Below are 15390 nucleotides of genomic sequence, written 5' to 3'. Positions count from 1 at the left end.
GAGTTACGGCTTTTGAGAAGCAGAGAGTGGAGAAGCTGTTTGCAGATAGTGCTCTGCAACGTCCAGCATTCGGTTGGCAAAACCCCATTCGTTGTCGAACCAGGCCAGGATATTCACAAGCTTGGGCCCGGAAACCCGGGTCTGACTGGCATCGACGATCGCCGAATGAGGGTCATGGTTGAAATCACAGCTGGCGTGCGGCAACTCGGTATAGGCCAGCAAGCCTTTGAGCGGGCCGCTGGTGGCAGCCTCGCGCAAAATCCGGTTGATCTCGGTGGCGTCCGTCGCGGTGGCGGTCTGCATCGTAATGTCGAGGCAGGACACATTCACCGTCGGCACCCGCACGGCTTTGGCCTGAATTCTCCCGGCAAGTTCCGGTAACAGGCGTTCGATGCCACGTGCCAGACCAGTGGACACCGGAATCACCGACTGGAACGCCGAACGGGTGCGGCGCAGGTCCTCGTGGTGATAGGCGTCGATCACAGGCTGGTCGTTCATTGCCGAGTGGATGGTGGTGATCGACACGTAATCCAGGCCAATGGCCTTATCCAGCAAGCGCAGCAGCGGCACACCGCAATTAGTAGTGCAGGACGCGTTCGACACGAGCAGCTCGTCGCCGGTCAGGCAATCCTGGTTCACGCCGTAGACGATGGTGGCGTCGACATCGGCCTCGCTGGCCATCGGCTGGGAAAACAGCACCCTTGGCGCGCCGGCGTTGAGGAAACGCTGGCCGTCTTCACGGGTGTGGTAAGCGCCGGAGCATTCCAGCACCAGATCGACGTCCAGCGACGCCCAATCGATGCCTTCGGGGGTGGCGCTGCGCAGGACCTTCACGCAGACGCCATTAATATGCAGACAATCGCCGTCGACCTTCACTTCACCGGGGAAACGCCCGTGAGTGGAGTCGAAGCGTGTCAGGTATTCGATGCTGGCCATGTCGGCCAGATCGTTGATCGCAACAATTTCAAACCCGGCCTTTTCGCCACGCTCGAACAACGCACGCAAGACGCAACGACCAATCCGGCCGTAGCCGTTGAGTGCAACTTTGTAGGGACGCGGTTGGGGCATGGGGTTCTCGATAATACGCAGCCAGACGAATTTCTTTCGTACAAGACGTCCTCTGTAGGAGCTGTCGAGTGAAACGAGGCTGCGATCTTTTGATCTTGTTTTTTCAAGATCAAGATCAAAAGATCGCAGCCTTCGGCAGCTCCTACAGGGGATCGCGGCAGCCATGGCCACCGCGTTGTGCCTTTAGTCTTCCAGCAGCTCTTCAGCCTGACCCAGGATGTTTTCCAGGGTGAAGCCGAACTCTTCGAACAAGGCAGGCGCAGGCGCCGACTCGCCGTAGGTGGTCATGCCGATGACGCGACCTTCCAGGCCCACGTACTTGTACCAGTAGTCCGCGTGGGCGGCCTCGATGGCGATACGGGCGCTGACCTGCAACGGCAGAACTGCTTGCTTGTAACCGGCGTCCTGAGCATCGAACACGGTGGTGCAAGGCATCGAAACAACACGAACCTTACGACCTTGTTCGGTCAGTTTGTCGTAAGCCTGAACGGTCAGGCCGACCTCGGAACCGGTGGAGATCAGGATCAGCTCAGGCTCGCCCTCGCAGTCCTTCAACACGTAACCGCCACGGGCGATGTCGGCGATCTGGCCGGCGTCACGCTCCTGGTGCTGCAGGTTCTGACGCGAGAAGATCAGCGCCGAAGGGCCGTCCTTGCGTTCCAGAGCCAGTTTCCAGCAAACGGCCGATTCAACGGCATCGGCTGGACGCCAGGTGTCGAGGTTCGGCGTGCTGCGCAGGCTGGTCAATTGCTCGACCGGCTGGTGAGTCGGGCCGTCTTCGCCCAGACCGATGGAGTCGTGGGTGTAGACGAACACCACGCGTTTCTTCATCAGCGACGCCATGCGAACTGCGTTGCGTGCGTATTCCATGAACATCAGGAAAGTCGCGCCGTAAGGCACCAGACCGCCGTGCAGGGACACGCCGTTCATGATCGCGCTCATGCCGAATTCGCGAACGCCGTAGTACATGTAGTTGCCGCTGGCGTCTTCAGCCGAAACGCCCTTGCAACCTTTCCACAGGGTCAGGTTGGAACCGGCCAGGTCAGCGGAGCCGCCCAGCAGTTCAGGCAACAGCGGGCCATAGGCATTCAGTGCGTTCTGGCTGGCTTTACGGCTGGCGATGGTCTCGCCCTTGGCCGCGACTTCAGCGATGTAGGCCGATGCTTTTTCAGCGAAGTCAGCCGGCAGTTCGCCACTCAGACGACGGACCAGTTCGTTGGCCAGCTCAGGGAAAGCAGCGGAGTAGGCCGCGAAACGCTGATCCCACTCGGCTTCAGCCGCGAGGCCTGCTTCCTTGGCGTCCCACTCGGCATAGATGTCAGCCGGGATTTCGAACGGACCGTGGTTCCAGTTCAGCGCTGTGCGGGTCAGCGCGATTTCCGCGTCACCCAGCGGGGCGCCGTGGCAATCTTCTTTGCCCTGCTTGTTTGGCGAACCGAAACCGATGGTGGTCTTGCAGCAGATCAGCGTCGGTTGCTCGCTTTTGCGTGCAGTCTCGATGGCGGTCTTGATTTCTTCAGGGTCGTGACCGTCGACGTTGCGAATCACCTGCCAGTTGTAGGCTTCGAAACGCTTCGGCGTGTCGTCGGTGAACCAGCCCTCGACTTCGCCGTCGATGGAGATGCCGTTGTCGTCGTAGAAAGCGATCAGCTTGCCCAGGCCCAGGGTACCGGCCAGGGAACCCACTTCGTGGGAAATGCCTTCCATCATGCAGCCATCACCCAGGAACACGTAGGTGTGGTGGTCAACGACGTTGTGGCCAGGACGGTTGAACTGCGCCGCCAGCACTTTTTCTGCCAGGGCGAAACCAACGGCGTTAGCCAGGCCTTGGCCCAGTGGACCGGTGGTGGTTTCAACGCCCGGGGTGTAGCCGAATTCCGGGTGACCCGGCGTACGGCTGTGCAGCTGGCGGAAGTTTTTCAGGTCATCGATCGACAGGTCATAGCCGGTCAGGTGCAGCAGCGAGTAGATCAACATCGAGCCGTGACCGTTGGACAGCACGAAGCGGTCACGGTCGGCGAACGATGGATTGCTCGGGTTGTGCTTCAGGAAGTCACGCCAAAGTACTTCGGCGATATCCGCCATACCCATAGGGGCACCGGGATGGCCGCTGTTGGCTTTTTGCACGGCATCCATGCTGAGGGCACGAATGGCGTTGGCACGCTCACGACGGCTGGGCATCGCTGTTCTCCTGGGGATTGATTAAAACGAATCGGAAAAAAGGCGAGCATTTTCCCTCACCGACCGGCCTCGGGGCAATGACAGATAGTCATCCGGGGACGTTTTTCCCATGGATAGCGGTGGTTTCGGTTGGTGAAACCTTTCCGCTGCTCGTTTGTAGAGTGGACCAGGCACGCAGAAGTGCCATCTATCGAGCAATATCAAAACTTTTTGATATTGCCCTTGCGGTGTTTTCGACCCGTGACTAGACTGCCGGCCTTATGAATTTACGCGCGCCTTCCATTCGACATGACGATTGCGACGATCTGTCGGCCCTCTGCAAGGCCGCCGGTGATCCTCTGCGCCTGAATGTATTGCGTGCGCTGGCCAACGATTCGTTTGGCGTACTGGAACTGGCGCAGATCTTCGGTATGGGCCAATCGGGCATGAGCCATCACCTCAAGGTGTTGTCCCAGGCCGGGCTGGTGGCGACTCGCCGTGAAGGCAATGCGATCTTCTACCGTCGCGCCCTGCCCCACACCGACCTGCCGGGCGGCAAGCTGCACGCCGCCTTGCTCGAAGAGGTCGACAACCTGACCCTGCCTGCGGACGTTCGCTCGCGAATTGCCCAGGTTCATGGCCAACGAGCGGCGGCCAGCCAGGACTTTTTTTCACGGGTTGCGGAGAAGTTTCGCGCCCAGCAAGACTTGATTGCCGGCCTGCCGCAGTACCGCGAAAGCGTGGTCGCCCTGCTCGACAAGTTGAGTTTCAACGAAGGCGCCACGGCTATTGAAGTCGGCCCCGGTGACGGTGCTTTCCTGCCGGAACTGGCCCGCCGCTTTACGCAGGTCACAGCGCTGGATAACAGCCCGGCAATGCTCGAACTGGCGCGCCAGGTGTGCGAGCGCGAGTCGTTGGCTAACGTCAGCCTGCAGCTGGCCGATGCATTGAACGGCGTCAGCCTCGAGGCGGACTGCGTTGTACTGAACATGGTGCTGCACCATTTTGCCGCGCCGGCTGATGCGCTCAAGCACATGGCCGGTTTGCTGAAACCAGGCGGAAGCCTGTTAGTCACAGAGTTATGTAGCCACAACCAGAGTTGGGCCAAGGAGGCCTGCGGTGATCTCTGGCTGGGGTTTGAACAGGACGATCTGGCCCGTTGGGCCACCGCTGCGGGACTCGTTCCCGGGGAAAGCCTCTATGTAGGCTTACGTAATGGTTTCCAGATTCAGGTCCGCCATTTTCAGCGACCGCCTGGCGACACTCACCATCGGTAAATTCAGGAAAACATCGAGATGAGCGAATACTCCCTCTTCACCTCCGAGTCCGTGTCTGAAGGGCATCCGGACAAAATCGCCGATCAGATTTCTGACGCGGTGCTGGACGCAATCATTGCTGAAGACAAGTTCGCCCGTGTGGCGTGCGAGACTCTGGTGAAAACGGGTGTGGCGATCATCGCCGGCGAAGTCACCACTTCGGCCTGGGTTGACCTGGAGCAGATCGTCCGTGACGTGATCACCGACATCGGCTACACCAGCTCCGATGTTGGCTTCGACGGTGCGACTTGCGGCGTGATGAACATCATCGGCAAGCAGTCTCCTGACATCAACCAGGGTGTCGACCGTGCCAAGCCTGAAGACCAGGGCGCCGGCGACCAGGGTTTGATGTTCGGCTACGCCAGCAACGAAACCGACGTGCTGATGCCAGCGCCGATCACCTTCTCTCACCAGTTGGTGCAGCGTCAGGCTGATGCGCGCAAATCCGGGCTGTTGCCTTGGCTGCGTCCGGACGCCAAGTCCCAGGTCACCTGCCGTTACGAAAACGGCAAGGTCGTCGGTATCGACGCCGTTGTTCTGTCGACCCAGCACAACCCGGAAGTGTCGTACAAAGACCTGCGCGAAGGCGTGATGGAGCTGATCGTCAAGCACGTGCTGCCTGCCGAACTGCTGCACAAGGACACTCAGTTCCACATCAACCCGACAGGTCAGTTCATCATCGGTGGCCCGGTGGGCGACTGCGGCCTGACCGGTCGCAAGATCATCGTCGACACTTACGGCGGCATGGCCCGTCACGGTGGCGGTGCGTTCTCCGGTAAAGATCCATCGAAGGTTGACCGTTCGGCAGCCTACGCCGGTCGTTACGTGGCCAAGAACATCGTCGCAGCCGGCCTGGCCGAGCGTTGCGAGATTCAGGTTTCCTACGCGATCGGTGTTGCCCAGCCGACGTCGATCTCGTTGAACACCTTCGGCACCGGCAAGATCAGCGATGAAAAAATCATCAACCTGGTCCGTGAAGTGTTCGACCTGCGTCCTTACGCAATCACCACCATGCTCGACCTGCTGCACCCGATGTACCAGGAAACTGCTGCCTACGGCCACTTCGGTCGCACGCCGCAAACCAAGACCGTGGGCGACGATACGTTCACCACGTTCACCTGGGAAAAAACCGATCGCGCCGAGTCTCTGCGCGCTGCTGCCGGTCTGTAAAACTTCCCCGGCGGTACCAAAAGCCCTGCACGGTTCGCCGTGCGGGGCTTTTTATTGTATGAAAATCAAAAGATCGTCCGAACGCGGCCCGAGCCTTCGGCAGCTCCTACAGTTGCAAGCGAGACTCTGTAGGAGCTGCCGCGTTCGGACGATCTTTTGATCCTCGCCCACGAAACATACTGAATGGATACCCTGATCCCAAAAGGCTAAAACTGACTAGCCTTTGAGCATCCCATTGAGCAAGGACGCTCACGATGCGCTTATTGATCGCTTTCCTCCTGACCTTCTCCTGCATGGCCGCCAACGCCACCCAATGCCCCGACTGGCCCACTCCCCGCGCCCAAGCTGAAATCACCAGCCTGCAAAAACAAATCGACCTTTGGGACGATAACTATCATCGCCAGGGCCGCTCACTTGTTGCCGACGAACTCTATGACCAGTCCCTCGCGCAACTGACAACGTGGCGTAAATGCTTCAACCTCAGCGCTCCCGCGAAACCGTTGCGCACCGCTGGCGGCCCCGTTGCTCACCCCATCGTCCACACCGGCCTGGAAAAGCTCAGTGATGCACGCGCCGTCAACGCCTGGTTGAAGGATCGCAACGATGTCTGGGTGCAGCCAAAGGTCGACGGCGTGGCGGTCACGCTGGTTTACCGAAACGGTCAGCTGACTCAGGCGATCAGCCGTGGCGACGGAGTCAAAGGACAGGACTGGACGGCGTCCGCTCGCCAGATCAAAGACATCCCCCAGCAACTGCAGCAGCCACTGGATCTGGTGCTGCAAGGCGAGCTTTACTGGCGCCTGACCGATCACGTCCAGGCCACGGCGGGCAGCCTCAACGCACGGGGCACGGTAGCCGGATTGATGGCCCGCAAGGCACTGAGCGCTGAACTTGCCGCGGGTATCGGTTTGTTTGTCTGGGATTGGCCGCAAGGCCCGGCCAATTTGCCCGCGCGCCTGGCGGCACTGGATGAACTGGGTTTCCCCAGCACAGCGCTTTTCAGCCACCCGATCCAGGTTTTTGCCGACGCCGAGCGCTGGCGTGAACACTGGTATCGCTCTCCACTGCCCTTCACCAGCGACGGTATCGTCTTGCGCCAGGAGCAACGTCCCCCGGCGGATCGCTGGCAAGCCAAAGCGCCTTACTGGATTGTTGCCTGGAAGTATCCATTCGCCCAGACGCTGGCCGAGGTGCGCAAGGTTCAGTTCAAGATTGGCCGGACCGGCAGGATTACACCGGTGCTGGACCTGGCACCGGTGTGGCTCGATGACCGGCAGATCAAGCGCGTCAGTGTCAGCTCCCTGCGACGCTGGGAGGAACTGGATATCCGCCCCGGCGACCAGGTGTCCATCAGCCTGGCGGGGCTGACCATTCCCAGACTGGACAGCGTTGTGCTGCGCAGCACCGAGCGTGTTGAGTTGACCGTGCCGCTGGCAGCGGACTTTCATCAGCTCAGTTGCTGGCAACCCACGCCGGGATGCGAGGGTCAGTTTCTTGCGCGCCTGACCTGGCTTAGCGGCAAGCAGGGACTGGCCATGCCCCATGTCGGCCCCGGCATCTGGGAGAAACTTCTCGAAACAGGCCATCTAAACAACCTGTTGGATTGGTTGACCCTCGATGCTCAAGAGCTTGCTAACATTAACGGCTTCGGCGAGCGCAGCACGGTTCGTCTGTTAAACAGTTTCAACAGTGCCCGGGAACGTCCCTTCGCGCACTGGCTCAAAGCGCTGGGTTTACCGCCGACGGGACAGGCAGTACTTGCGGATTCATGGCAGGAGCTGGCGCAACGAAACACCGAACAATGGCAGGCTGAAGCCGGTATCGGCCCGGGACGCGCGGCGCAATTGAGCGCCTTTTTCCGCGACCCGCAGGTCCTGGCCTTGAGCGAAACATTACGTATGGCGGGCATCGACGGTTTCTAACAGCCGGCGATGCCCACCCACCCGGGAACCCAAGTGTCGACCAGGGCTCAAACAGCCCGACGCCACTCGACCCGTTTGACTCTGCACATGGAGCTTTTATGAAATTTCTTTCTTCGCTCGCCCTGCTGACCCTTTGCAGTGTGATGGCTGCTCCACTGATGGCCGCCGAAGAGGCCCCGGGGCTGACCGGTTGCGCGGCCAAGAAACAAGGCATCATCAACCAGATCGAACTGGCCAAATCCCACGGCAACGCCGATCAGCAGGCCGGGCTGGAAAAAGCCCTCAGCGAAGTCACCGCTCATTGCACCGACGCCTCGCTGCAAAAAGAACGGGAAAACAAGGTCCTCGACGCCAAGCATGAAGTCAGCAAGCGTCAGGCGGATCTTGATAAGGCCATGAAAAAAGGCGACCCGGAAAAGATCAACAAACGCAAAGACAAACTCGCCGAGTCCCGCAAGGAATTGCAGGAAGCGCTGGACGAGCTGGATAAGTAACATCGTTTCAAGATCAAAAGATCGCAGCCTTCGTCAGCTTCTACAGAGGTACGCATGACATGTAGGAGATGCCGAAGGCTCGGGTCGCATCCGGCCGATCTTTCAATTAATCAATGATCCCGAAACTCTTTATGGCAAGCACTGCAGGCGTCTTCGACTTTTTGTACCGCCGGCCCAAGGTTGCTCACCTTGTAAGGTTGAACCTGGCTGGCGATCACCAGTTCACCGGTGGCCGCTTCAAGGTGGCGGGCCATTTCCTGGAAGCGTGTCTGTTTCTGCCAGACATCATCCTTGGCGCTGGTGTGATCTTCTTCGCGCACCTGCGGAAAATGTTTCCATGGTTCATGGGACAACGCATCAAGCTTCACGGCGCCCTCGGCGAACTTCGGACCGTCGAACGGAATACGACCGCGCAACATGCCACCCAGGTCTTCGCCGGTCTTGAGCATTTGTTTGAAGATCGCTTTGCGCTGGCCCAGTGGGGAGTTCGGGTCGACACCGCCACAGGCAGACAACGTCAGGCAGGCCAGCAATACAACTGAAAATCTTTTAAGAATCATGGTGGCTTCAGGTCACGGGAACGGCGGCCAGTATCCTCGCGTCATCGATAAAGACCAATAGCCCTATTATCAATACGGGTTGTTCGAGCGCATGGAGCACTCGGGCAACCGTCAAAGGAATCACTCCATGATCAGCCGTATCAAGGCATGGCGTCACAGCCTGGCCTGGACCCTTCCGATGGTAGCCGTGCTCGCGGGCTGCACCGGTGGCGAAAACAACACCCCCAAAACCCACGCGCTGGCGACCTACTCCAGCGCTACCTGGGAAGCTCTGCCGGCTGTGTCCGACAACGATCTGATCGCCGGTTTCGGTTCATGGCGCAGCGCCTGCAACCGGCTCAAGGCCGACCCGGTCTGGGGCTCGACCTGTGCGGCTTCTGCCAACGTGCCGCAAACCGCCGACGAGATTCGCGGGTTTCTCAAACAACACCTGGATGTCTACGGGCTGCGCGCCGCCAATGACAACCCAAACGGGTTGATCACCGGCTACTACGAGCCGGTCTACCCCGGCAGCCTGACGCAAACCGAAGCGGCGAACATCCCGGTGTACGGCGTGCCCGAAGACATGATCATCGTCTCTCTGGACAGCATTTATCCCGAGCTCAAGGGCAAGCGCCTGCGGGGACGCCTTGAAGGTCGCGTGCTCAAGCCATACGACGATGCAGCCACCATTGAAACCAAAGGGGTCAAGGCACCTGTCGTGGCCTGGCTGACTGATCCGATGAACCTGCAATTCCTGCAGATCCAGGGTTCGGGTCGTATTCAGCTCGATGACGGACGCCAGTTGCGCATTGCGTACGCCGACCAGAACGGTCACCCGTATCGACCGATCGGCCGCTGGCTGGTGGAGCAAGGCGAGCTGAAGAAAGAAGACGTGACCATGGGCGCCATCAGCGATTGGGCCAAGGCCAATCCGATGCGCATCCCGGAACTGCTCGGCAGTAACCCGAGCTACGTGTTCTTCACCCGAAATCCGGACAGCAACGAAGGCCCTCGCGGCTCGTTGAACGTACCGTTGACGGCCGGCTACAGCGCGGCGGTGGATCGCAAGGTGATTCCGCTGGGCAGTCTGCTGTGGCTATCGACAACGCGACCGGATGGCACGGCACTGGTTCGCCCGGTAGCGGCTCAGGACACCGGCGGGGCGATTGCCGGTGAAGTACGTGCGGATCTGTTCTGGGGCACCGGCGAAGCGGCCGGGCAGTTGGCAGGAGACATGAAACAGCAGGGACAGATCTGGATGTTGTGGCCCAAGGGCGCGGCGCTGCCGCAGGTCCCTCAGGTGGCTGACAAAATTTAAAGTCAAAAGATCGCAGGCTTCGCCAGCTCCTACAGGGTTGCACACCTATCCCTGGTAGACGCTGTCGAGTGAAACGAGGCTGCGATCTTTCGATCTTGTTTTTAGGCCGACACCACAAAGAAACTCACAATCAACCCCATTCCCACAAACCACACCAACGAGCGCAAGATCGCCCAGTCCGCCAGGTAGCAAATAATGAACAGCAGCCGGCTGGTAACAAACAACACGGCCAGCACATTGACCGTCACCAACTGGGCGGTGCCCACCAGGTGAGCCACAATCACCGCCGCAGCAAAAAACGGGGTCACTTCGAAGCTGTTCAGTTGCGCCGCATAGGCGCGTCTGCCCAAACCGTTCAGTGAATCGAGAAAGTCCCGGGGGTCATGGTTGTCTTTCAGCGTGAACCGGCCGCTGATCTTGGCAACACCCGTGCAAAGGTAAGGCAGGCAAAACGCGATCAATACGCACCACAGAGCAACCGTCATAAATCAGTCCCTTTTTCAGTATTTGAATTTTTATCAGTCGTTAAAATTTCATCGTCAACAAGCCGATCAATACCCGCCCACAGGCTAAGAGCCGTGGTCGACCGAAAGGTTCTTTCAGGTAACGCAAACTACACCACCACAATCACGCTAATGCTGACTCCTTTTAAAGCCCCAACGTTCGTTGTAGGCGATGTTGGCGCGGAGAATTGATTCGCGATATGTCAGCAGCTGTTTATACTGCAAGCGACCACGCCGCACTCAGTTGCACACAGACTAATTCCAATAATTTTTGCCCGCGCCCGTTCTGATCCAGATCGGACGTCGGCATGCGTATGCCTGATCACAGCGTCAAGACTACCGACAGAGACCTTGCGCATGCCACTCGCTTTGCTTGCCCTTGCTGTTGCCGCATTCGGCATTGGCACCACTGAATTCGTCATCATGGGCCTGCTGCCCGACGTCGCTCGCGACCTCGCCGTAAGCATTCCCCACGCCGGCCTGCTGATTACCGGTTACGCCCTGGGCGTGGTTTTTGGTGCGCCAATCCTCGCGGTCGGCACCGCCAACATGCCGCGCAAAGCCACGCTGCTGGGCATGACCCTGATGTTCATCCTCGGCAACATCCTTTGCGCACTGGCGCCCAACTACGCCACGTTGATGGCCGCGCGTGTGGTCACGGCGCTGTGTCACGGTGCATTTTTCGGCATCGGCTCAGTGGTGGCTGCCGGCCTCGTGGCACCGAACAAACGCGCCCAGGCGATTGCCATGATGTTCACCGGCCTGACCCTGGCCAATGTACTTGGCGTGCCATTGGGCACTGCGCTCGGACAATACGCCGGATGGCGCTCGACGTTCTGGGCGGTGTCGGTGATTGGTGTAATTGCCGCTATCGCGCAGTGGGTCTGGTTGCCAAAGGACATCGCCATGGACAAAGCCAACCTGGCCAGCGAGTTCAAAGTGCTGGGCAAGGCCAATGTGTTGATGGCGCTGGGCATGAGCGTGCTGGCATCTACCAGCCTGTTCAGCGTGTTCACCTACATCGCGCCGATCCTGCAGGATATTACCGGCGTCAGCCCGCATGGCGTGACCATTATGTTGCTGTTGTTCGGCGTAGGTTTGACGGCGGGCAGCATGCTCGGCGGGCGGCTGGCGGACAGTCGCTTGCTGCCGTCGCTGGTGGGCATGGCGCTGGCGACAGTCGTGGTGCTGGCCGCATTCACGCAGACCAGCCACTCGGTGATCCCGGCCGCAATCACGCTGGTGTTGTGGGGGATTTTTGCCTTCGCCCTGTGCCCGATCCTGCAACTGCTGATCATCGATCAGGCCCATGAGGCACCGAACCTGGGTTCGACGCTGAACCAGAGTGCGTTCAACCTCGGCAATGCGGCGGGCGCCTGGATCGGCGGGCTGGTCGTGGCCAGCGGCGCCGACCTGGCTGACCTGCCATGGACCGGTGCGCTGGTCAGCTGCGTGACCGTGCTTACGGCGATTTACTTTATCTATCGGCAACGGCGTGAAACGCAGCTGGCCAATGTGGTGGGCTGAAACAACTTAAATCTTTCGCTTAGCCTGTGCCAGCGGCACAGGCCGGGCATCACTGATTATTTTTCGTGCTTTTGCCCATTATCCTGCTGATCCGAATTCTGCTTCGGCGGCCCGCTCTCGCTGCGAATTTGCGCATGACTTAGCAGTGCAAAGATGAAGCTGCCACCGATGATGTTGCCTGCCAGCGTCGGACCGGCGAACACCATCCAGAAATCTCCCCACGACAACTCACCCGCAAACACCAGATACGACACTTCGGCGGAACCGACGACGATGTGAGTGAAGTCTCCCAACGCCATCAAATAAGTGATGAGGATGATGATCCACATCTTGGCGCTTTCCATGGACGGGATCATCCAGACCATGGTGGCGATCATCCAGCCCGAGACGATGCCTTTGGCGAACATCTTACTGGCGTCGTTCTCCATGACCTTGCGCCCGATGTCGAGGAACGCCATGTCGGTCTTGGTATCGAAAATCGGCAGATGCAGCATCACGTAGGCGACCAGCAAAGTGCCGCACAGGTTGCCCACCAGCACGACGCTCCACAGCCGGATCAGCCGACCGAAATTGTTCAGCGTGGGCTTGGTCATGACCGGCAGCACGGCCGTGAGGGTGTTTTCGGTAAAGAGTTGCTGGCGGGCGAGGATCACCGCGAGAAAACCGGCGCAGTACCCGAAACTGGCGATCACCTTGAAAGCTTCGCCGTCCGGCAGGCGGGAGTTGAGCAGCCCCATGGCCATCAGCGACAGGCCCATGGTCAAACCGGCAGCCAGGGCCGACCACCAGAGCGCGGCGACGCTACGCTCGAGCTCCTGATCGCCCTGGGTGCGGATGATTTCGTGCAGCACCGCCGCGCGCGGGGGCTGGTTTTTGTCGACGTCGTGCTTCTCTTGCGCCGAGAGGTTCGGGGTCTTACCGTCTTGTTGAGTGTCCATAGAGCTCCGAAACCGGTGGCGTGTGATGTACGTACGACATGCGCGGCTCGGGTTCCGTTCTGTAGGCGCCGGTAAACGCTGCTTCTTTTGGCCTTTATTTTTTAAAACAAGATCAAAAGCTCGCAGCCTCCGGCAGCTCCTACAGGGCTCGCATTACTCGCTTAAGCCTTCATCCTTGAACTGGTCTTTGACGTACAGGATCTCGGTGCGACCGTGAGGCGCGGGCAAGCCGTCTTCGCCAAGGTTCACGAACACCATCTTCTCGACCGTCAGAATGCTTTTGCGGGTGATCTTGTTGCGCACTTCGCAGGTCAGGGTGATCGAGGTACGACCGAATTCGGTGGCGGTGATGCCCAGTTCGATGATGTCGCCCTGGCGCGAGGCGCTGACGAAGTTGATTTCGGAAATGTACTTGGTGACCACGCGCTGGTTACCCAGCTGGACGATGGCGTAGATCGCCGCTTCTTCGTCGATCCAGCGCAACAGGCTGCCGCCGAACAGCGTGCCGTTGGGGTTGAGGTCTTCTGGTTTTACCCATTTGCGGGTGTGGAAATTCATATTCACTCCTGACCGTCTTGCCGATTGATGCCGCACATCATGGCAGAGCCCGGGCTAGAGCTCTATTAAGCTTCGACTATGGTCGCGATTACCGTTCAGGCATTGACCTGCAGAAAGACTTTGGAAGATCAGCTTAGCCCGCTATAATCGCCACCGTTTCAAAACGGTCATCATCGATTGATACCGTTTTCCCGCCACCTGTCCGAGGGGCGCTGCAGCAGGTTCGACCTGTCAGGCTCGGATGGGGCGTTGCCCGGTCATCATCGACCGGACACTAAACGCACAACGGCGCCCATTCGCATACATTACGAATGGAGGCTCATCATGAGCGCTGTCATCACGCCTGCAGATTTTAACGATTACAAAGTCGCCGACATGTCCCTGGCTGCCTGGGGTCGTCGCGAAACCATCATCGCCGAATCCGAAATGCCTGCCCTGATGGGTCTGCGCCGCAAGTACGCCGGTGAGCAGCCGCTCAAAGGCGCGAAGATCCTCGGCTGCATCCACATGACCATTCAGACTGCCGTGCTGATCGAAACCCTGGTTGCCCTGGGTGCCGAAGTGCGCTGGTCGTCCTGCAACATTTTCTCGACTCAGGATCAGGCCGCTGCCGCTATCGCCGCTGCCGGCATCGCTGTCTACGCCTGGAAAGGCGAGACCGAAGAAGAGTACGAGTGGTGCCTGGAGCAAACCATCCTTAAAGATGGCGCGCCTTGGGATGCCAACATGATCCTCGACGACGGCGGCGACCTGACCGAGCTGCTGCACAAGAAATACCCGGCGATCCTGGACCGCGTCCACGGCGTTACCGAAGAAACCACCACTGGCGTTCACCGCCTGCTGGACATGCTGGCCAAGGGCGAGCTGAAAATCCCGGCCATCAACGTCAACGACTCGGTGACCAAGAGCAAGAACGACAACAAGTACGGCTGCCGTCACAGCCTGAACGACGCGATCAAGCGCGGCACCGACCACCTGCTGTCCGGCAAGCAAGCGCTGGTCATCGGTTACGGTGACGTGGGCAAGGGCTCGGCCCAGTCCCTGCGTCAGGAAGGCATGATCGTCAAAGTGTCCGAAGTCGATCCGATCTGCGCCATGCAAGCCTGCATGGACGGTTTCGAACTGGTTTCGCCGTTCATCGACGGTATCAACAACGGTACTGAAGAAAGCATCGACAAAGCGCTGCTGGGCAAGATCGACCTGATCGTGACCACCACCGGCAACGTCAATGTTTGCGATTCGAACATGCTCAAAGCCCTGAAGAAGCGCGCCGTTGTCTGCAACATTGGTCACTTCGACAACGAAATCGACACGGCTTTCATGCGCAAGAACTGGGCATGGGAAGAAGTGAAGCCACAGGTACACAAGATCCACCGTACCGGTCCTGGCGCGTTCGACGCTCAGAACGACGACTACCTGATCCTGCTGGCCGAAGGCCGTCTGGTTAACCTGGGCAACGCCACCGGTCACCCAAGCCGCATCATGGACGGTTCGTTCGCCAACCAGGTTCTGGCGCAGATCTTCCTGTTCGGCCAGAAATACGCCGACCTGTCGCCAGCCCAGAAAGCCGAGCGCCTGACGGTTGAAGTACTGCCGAAGAAACTCGACGAAGAAGTGGCCCTGGAAATGGTCCGCGGCTTTGGCGGCGTCGTGACTCAACTGACCAAGACCCAGGCCGACTACATCGGCGTGACCGTCGAAGGTCCGTTCAAGCCGCACGCTTACCGTTACTGATCGGTCCTGCTGCCTGCTCCCCCTGTGGGAGCGGGCTTTTGTGGTGAAGGTTTAGCGAAACGTCGCACCGCCCCGTTCGGCTGCGAAGCAGTCGCAAAGCTATGGGGTCGCTGCGCGACCCCACGGGGATAAATCCCCTC

13 protein-coding genes, 1 pseudogene and 1 riboswitch are annotated in these 15390 nt (G+C 59.3%); of the genes and pseudogenes, 7 read left to right on the top strand and 7 right to left on the bottom strand.

Annotated elements, in window-relative coordinates:
- Positions 1–3 precede the first annotated feature (3 nt).
- Positions 4–1068, bottom strand: a complete 1065-nt coding sequence (gene epd, locus AC3ZVB_RS04345; protein WP_162436154.1) for an erythrose-4-phosphate dehydrogenase — start codon at positions 1066–1068, stop codon at positions 4–6.
- Between the two features lie 183 nt (positions 1069–1251).
- A complete protein-coding gene (tkt, locus tag AC3ZVB_RS04340; RefSeq protein ID WP_162436153.1) occupies positions 1252–3249 on the bottom strand; it encodes a transketolase in 1998 nt (665 codons plus the stop codon).
- Positions 3250–3509: 260 nt separating this feature from the next.
- Between tkt and AC3ZVB_RS04335 the strand changes: the two genes are divergently transcribed.
- The 4 genes from AC3ZVB_RS04335 to AC3ZVB_RS04320 all read left to right on the top strand — a co-directional run bounded on the left by AC3ZVB_RS04335 (position 3510) and on the right by AC3ZVB_RS04320 (position 8130).
- On the top strand, positions 3510–4505 hold the full coding sequence (locus AC3ZVB_RS04335) for an ArsR/SmtB family transcription factor (protein WP_490145846.1): 996 nt from the start codon (positions 3510–3512) through the stop codon (positions 4503–4505).
- 18 nt (positions 4506–4523) lie between these two features.
- Positions 4524–5714 (top strand): methionine adenosyltransferase, encoded by a 1191-nt coding sequence (metK, locus tag AC3ZVB_RS04330; RefSeq protein WP_162436151.1) that lies wholly within the window; start codon positions 4524–4526, stop codon positions 5712–5714.
- 254 nt (positions 5715–5968) lie between these two features.
- Entirely contained in the window at positions 5969–7636 is a 1668-nt protein-coding gene (ligB, locus tag AC3ZVB_RS04325; protein ID WP_490145845.1) for an NAD-dependent DNA ligase LigB, read from the top strand.
- 98 nt (positions 7637–7734) lie between these two features.
- Positions 7735–8130 (top strand): DUF1090 domain-containing protein, encoded by a 396-nt coding sequence (locus AC3ZVB_RS04320; RefSeq protein ID WP_162436149.1) that lies wholly within the window; start codon positions 7735–7737, stop codon positions 8128–8130.
- A gap of 110 nt (positions 8131–8240) precedes the next feature.
- Here the strand turns inward: AC3ZVB_RS04320 and AC3ZVB_RS04315 are convergent, their stop codons facing one another.
- Positions 8241–8690 carry a c-type cytochrome gene (locus AC3ZVB_RS04315; RefSeq protein WP_194691056.1) on the bottom strand — a complete coding sequence of 150 codons (450 nt, stop codon included), beginning with the start codon at positions 8688–8690 and terminating at the stop codon, positions 8241–8243.
- Between the two features lie 127 nt (positions 8691–8817).
- Here AC3ZVB_RS04315 and mltA point away from each other — a divergent pair, with 127 nt between their 5' ends.
- A complete protein-coding gene (gene mltA / locus AC3ZVB_RS04310) occupies positions 8818–9990 on the top strand; it encodes a murein transglycosylase A (protein ID WP_162436147.1) in 1173 nt (390 codons plus the stop codon).
- Positions 9991–10091: 101 nt separating this feature from the next.
- Here mltA and AC3ZVB_RS04305 read toward each other — a convergent pair whose 3' ends face one another.
- Positions 10092–10475 carry an MAPEG family protein gene (locus AC3ZVB_RS04305; protein ID WP_162436146.1) on the bottom strand — a complete coding sequence of 128 codons (384 nt, stop codon included), beginning with the start codon at positions 10473–10475 and terminating at the stop codon, positions 10092–10094.
- A gap of 40 nt (positions 10476–10515) precedes the next feature.
- A pseudogene (locus AC3ZVB_RS04300) lies at positions 10516–10645 on the bottom strand (EamA family transporter); the annotation flags it as partial.
- Positions 10646–10850: 205 nt separating this feature from the next.
- On the opposite strand from AC3ZVB_RS04300, the gene AC3ZVB_RS04295 reads away from it, so the two are divergent.
- Positions 10851–12020, top strand: coding sequence for an MFS transporter (locus AC3ZVB_RS04295; RefSeq protein ID WP_490145844.1), 1170 nt, complete (start codon positions 10851–10853; stop codon positions 12018–12020).
- A 56-nt stretch (positions 12021–12076) separates the two neighbouring features.
- Here the strand turns inward: AC3ZVB_RS04295 and AC3ZVB_RS04290 are convergent, their stop codons facing one another.
- Together AC3ZVB_RS04290 and AC3ZVB_RS04285 are read right to left on the bottom strand one after the other, a co-directional pair.
- A complete protein-coding gene (locus tag AC3ZVB_RS04290) occupies positions 12077–12958 on the bottom strand; it encodes a formate/nitrite transporter family protein (RefSeq protein WP_162441073.1) in 882 nt (293 codons plus the stop codon).
- A 153-nt stretch (positions 12959–13111) separates the two neighbouring features.
- Positions 13112–13516, bottom strand: a complete 405-nt coding sequence (locus AC3ZVB_RS04285; protein WP_162441072.1) for an acyl-CoA thioesterase — start codon at positions 13514–13516, stop codon at positions 13112–13114.
- 198 nt (positions 13517–13714) lie between these two features.
- A riboswitch (S-adenosyl-L-homocysteine riboswitch) is annotated at positions 13715–13817 on the top strand.
- A 23-nt stretch (positions 13818–13840) separates the two neighbouring features.
- Here AC3ZVB_RS04285 and ahcY point away from each other — a divergent pair.
- Positions 13841–15250, top strand: a complete 1410-nt coding sequence (gene ahcY / locus AC3ZVB_RS04280; protein WP_162441071.1) for an adenosylhomocysteinase — start codon at positions 13841–13843, stop codon at positions 15248–15250.
- Positions 15251–15390: the final 140 nt, after the last annotated feature.

It is taken from the genome of Pseudomonas sp. MDV22-iso1 (assembly GCF_058145095.1).
Note: the sequence above shows the minus strand (reverse complement) of the source record. Positions and strands in the feature narration are given on the sequence as shown.

Coding starts and splice junctions, on each gene's coding strand:
- mltA (WP_162436147.1), top strand. CDS start 8,818: ATGATCAGCCGTATCAAGGCATGGCGTCACAGCCTGGCCTGGACCCTT.
- ligB (WP_490145845.1), top strand. CDS start 5,969: ATGCGCTTATTGATCGCTTTCCTCCTGACCTTCTCCTGCATGGCCGCC.
- AC3ZVB_RS04290 (WP_162441073.1), bottom strand. CDS start 12,958: ATGGACACTCAACAAGACGGTAAGACCCCGAACCTCTCGGCGCAAGAG.
- epd (WP_162436154.1), bottom strand. CDS start 1,068: ATGCCCCAACCGCGTCCCTACAAAGTTGCACTCAACGGCTACGGCCGG.
- AC3ZVB_RS04335 (WP_490145846.1), top strand. CDS start 3,510: ATGAATTTACGCGCGCCTTCCATTCGACATGACGATTGCGACGATCTG.
- tkt (WP_162436153.1), bottom strand. CDS start 3,249: ATGCCCAGCCGTCGTGAGCGTGCCAACGCCATTCGTGCCCTCAGCATG.
- AC3ZVB_RS04295 (WP_490145844.1), top strand. CDS start 10,851: ATGCCACTCGCTTTGCTTGCCCTTGCTGTTGCCGCATTCGGCATTGGC.
- metK (WP_162436151.1), top strand. CDS start 4,524: ATGAGCGAATACTCCCTCTTCACCTCCGAGTCCGTGTCTGAAGGGCAT.
- AC3ZVB_RS04285 (WP_162441072.1), bottom strand. CDS start 13,516: ATGAATTTCCACACCCGCAAATGGGTAAAACCAGAAGACCTCAACCCC.
- AC3ZVB_RS04305 (WP_162436146.1), bottom strand. CDS start 10,475: ATGACGGTTGCTCTGTGGTGCGTATTGATCGCGTTTTGCCTGCCTTAC.
- ahcY (WP_162441071.1), top strand. CDS start 13,841: ATGAGCGCTGTCATCACGCCTGCAGATTTTAACGATTACAAAGTCGCC.
- AC3ZVB_RS04320 (WP_162436149.1), top strand. CDS start 7,735: ATGAAATTTCTTTCTTCGCTCGCCCTGCTGACCCTTTGCAGTGTGATG.
- AC3ZVB_RS04315 (WP_194691056.1), bottom strand. CDS start 8,690: ATGATTCTTAAAAGATTTTCAGTTGTATTGCTGGCCTGCCTGACGTTG.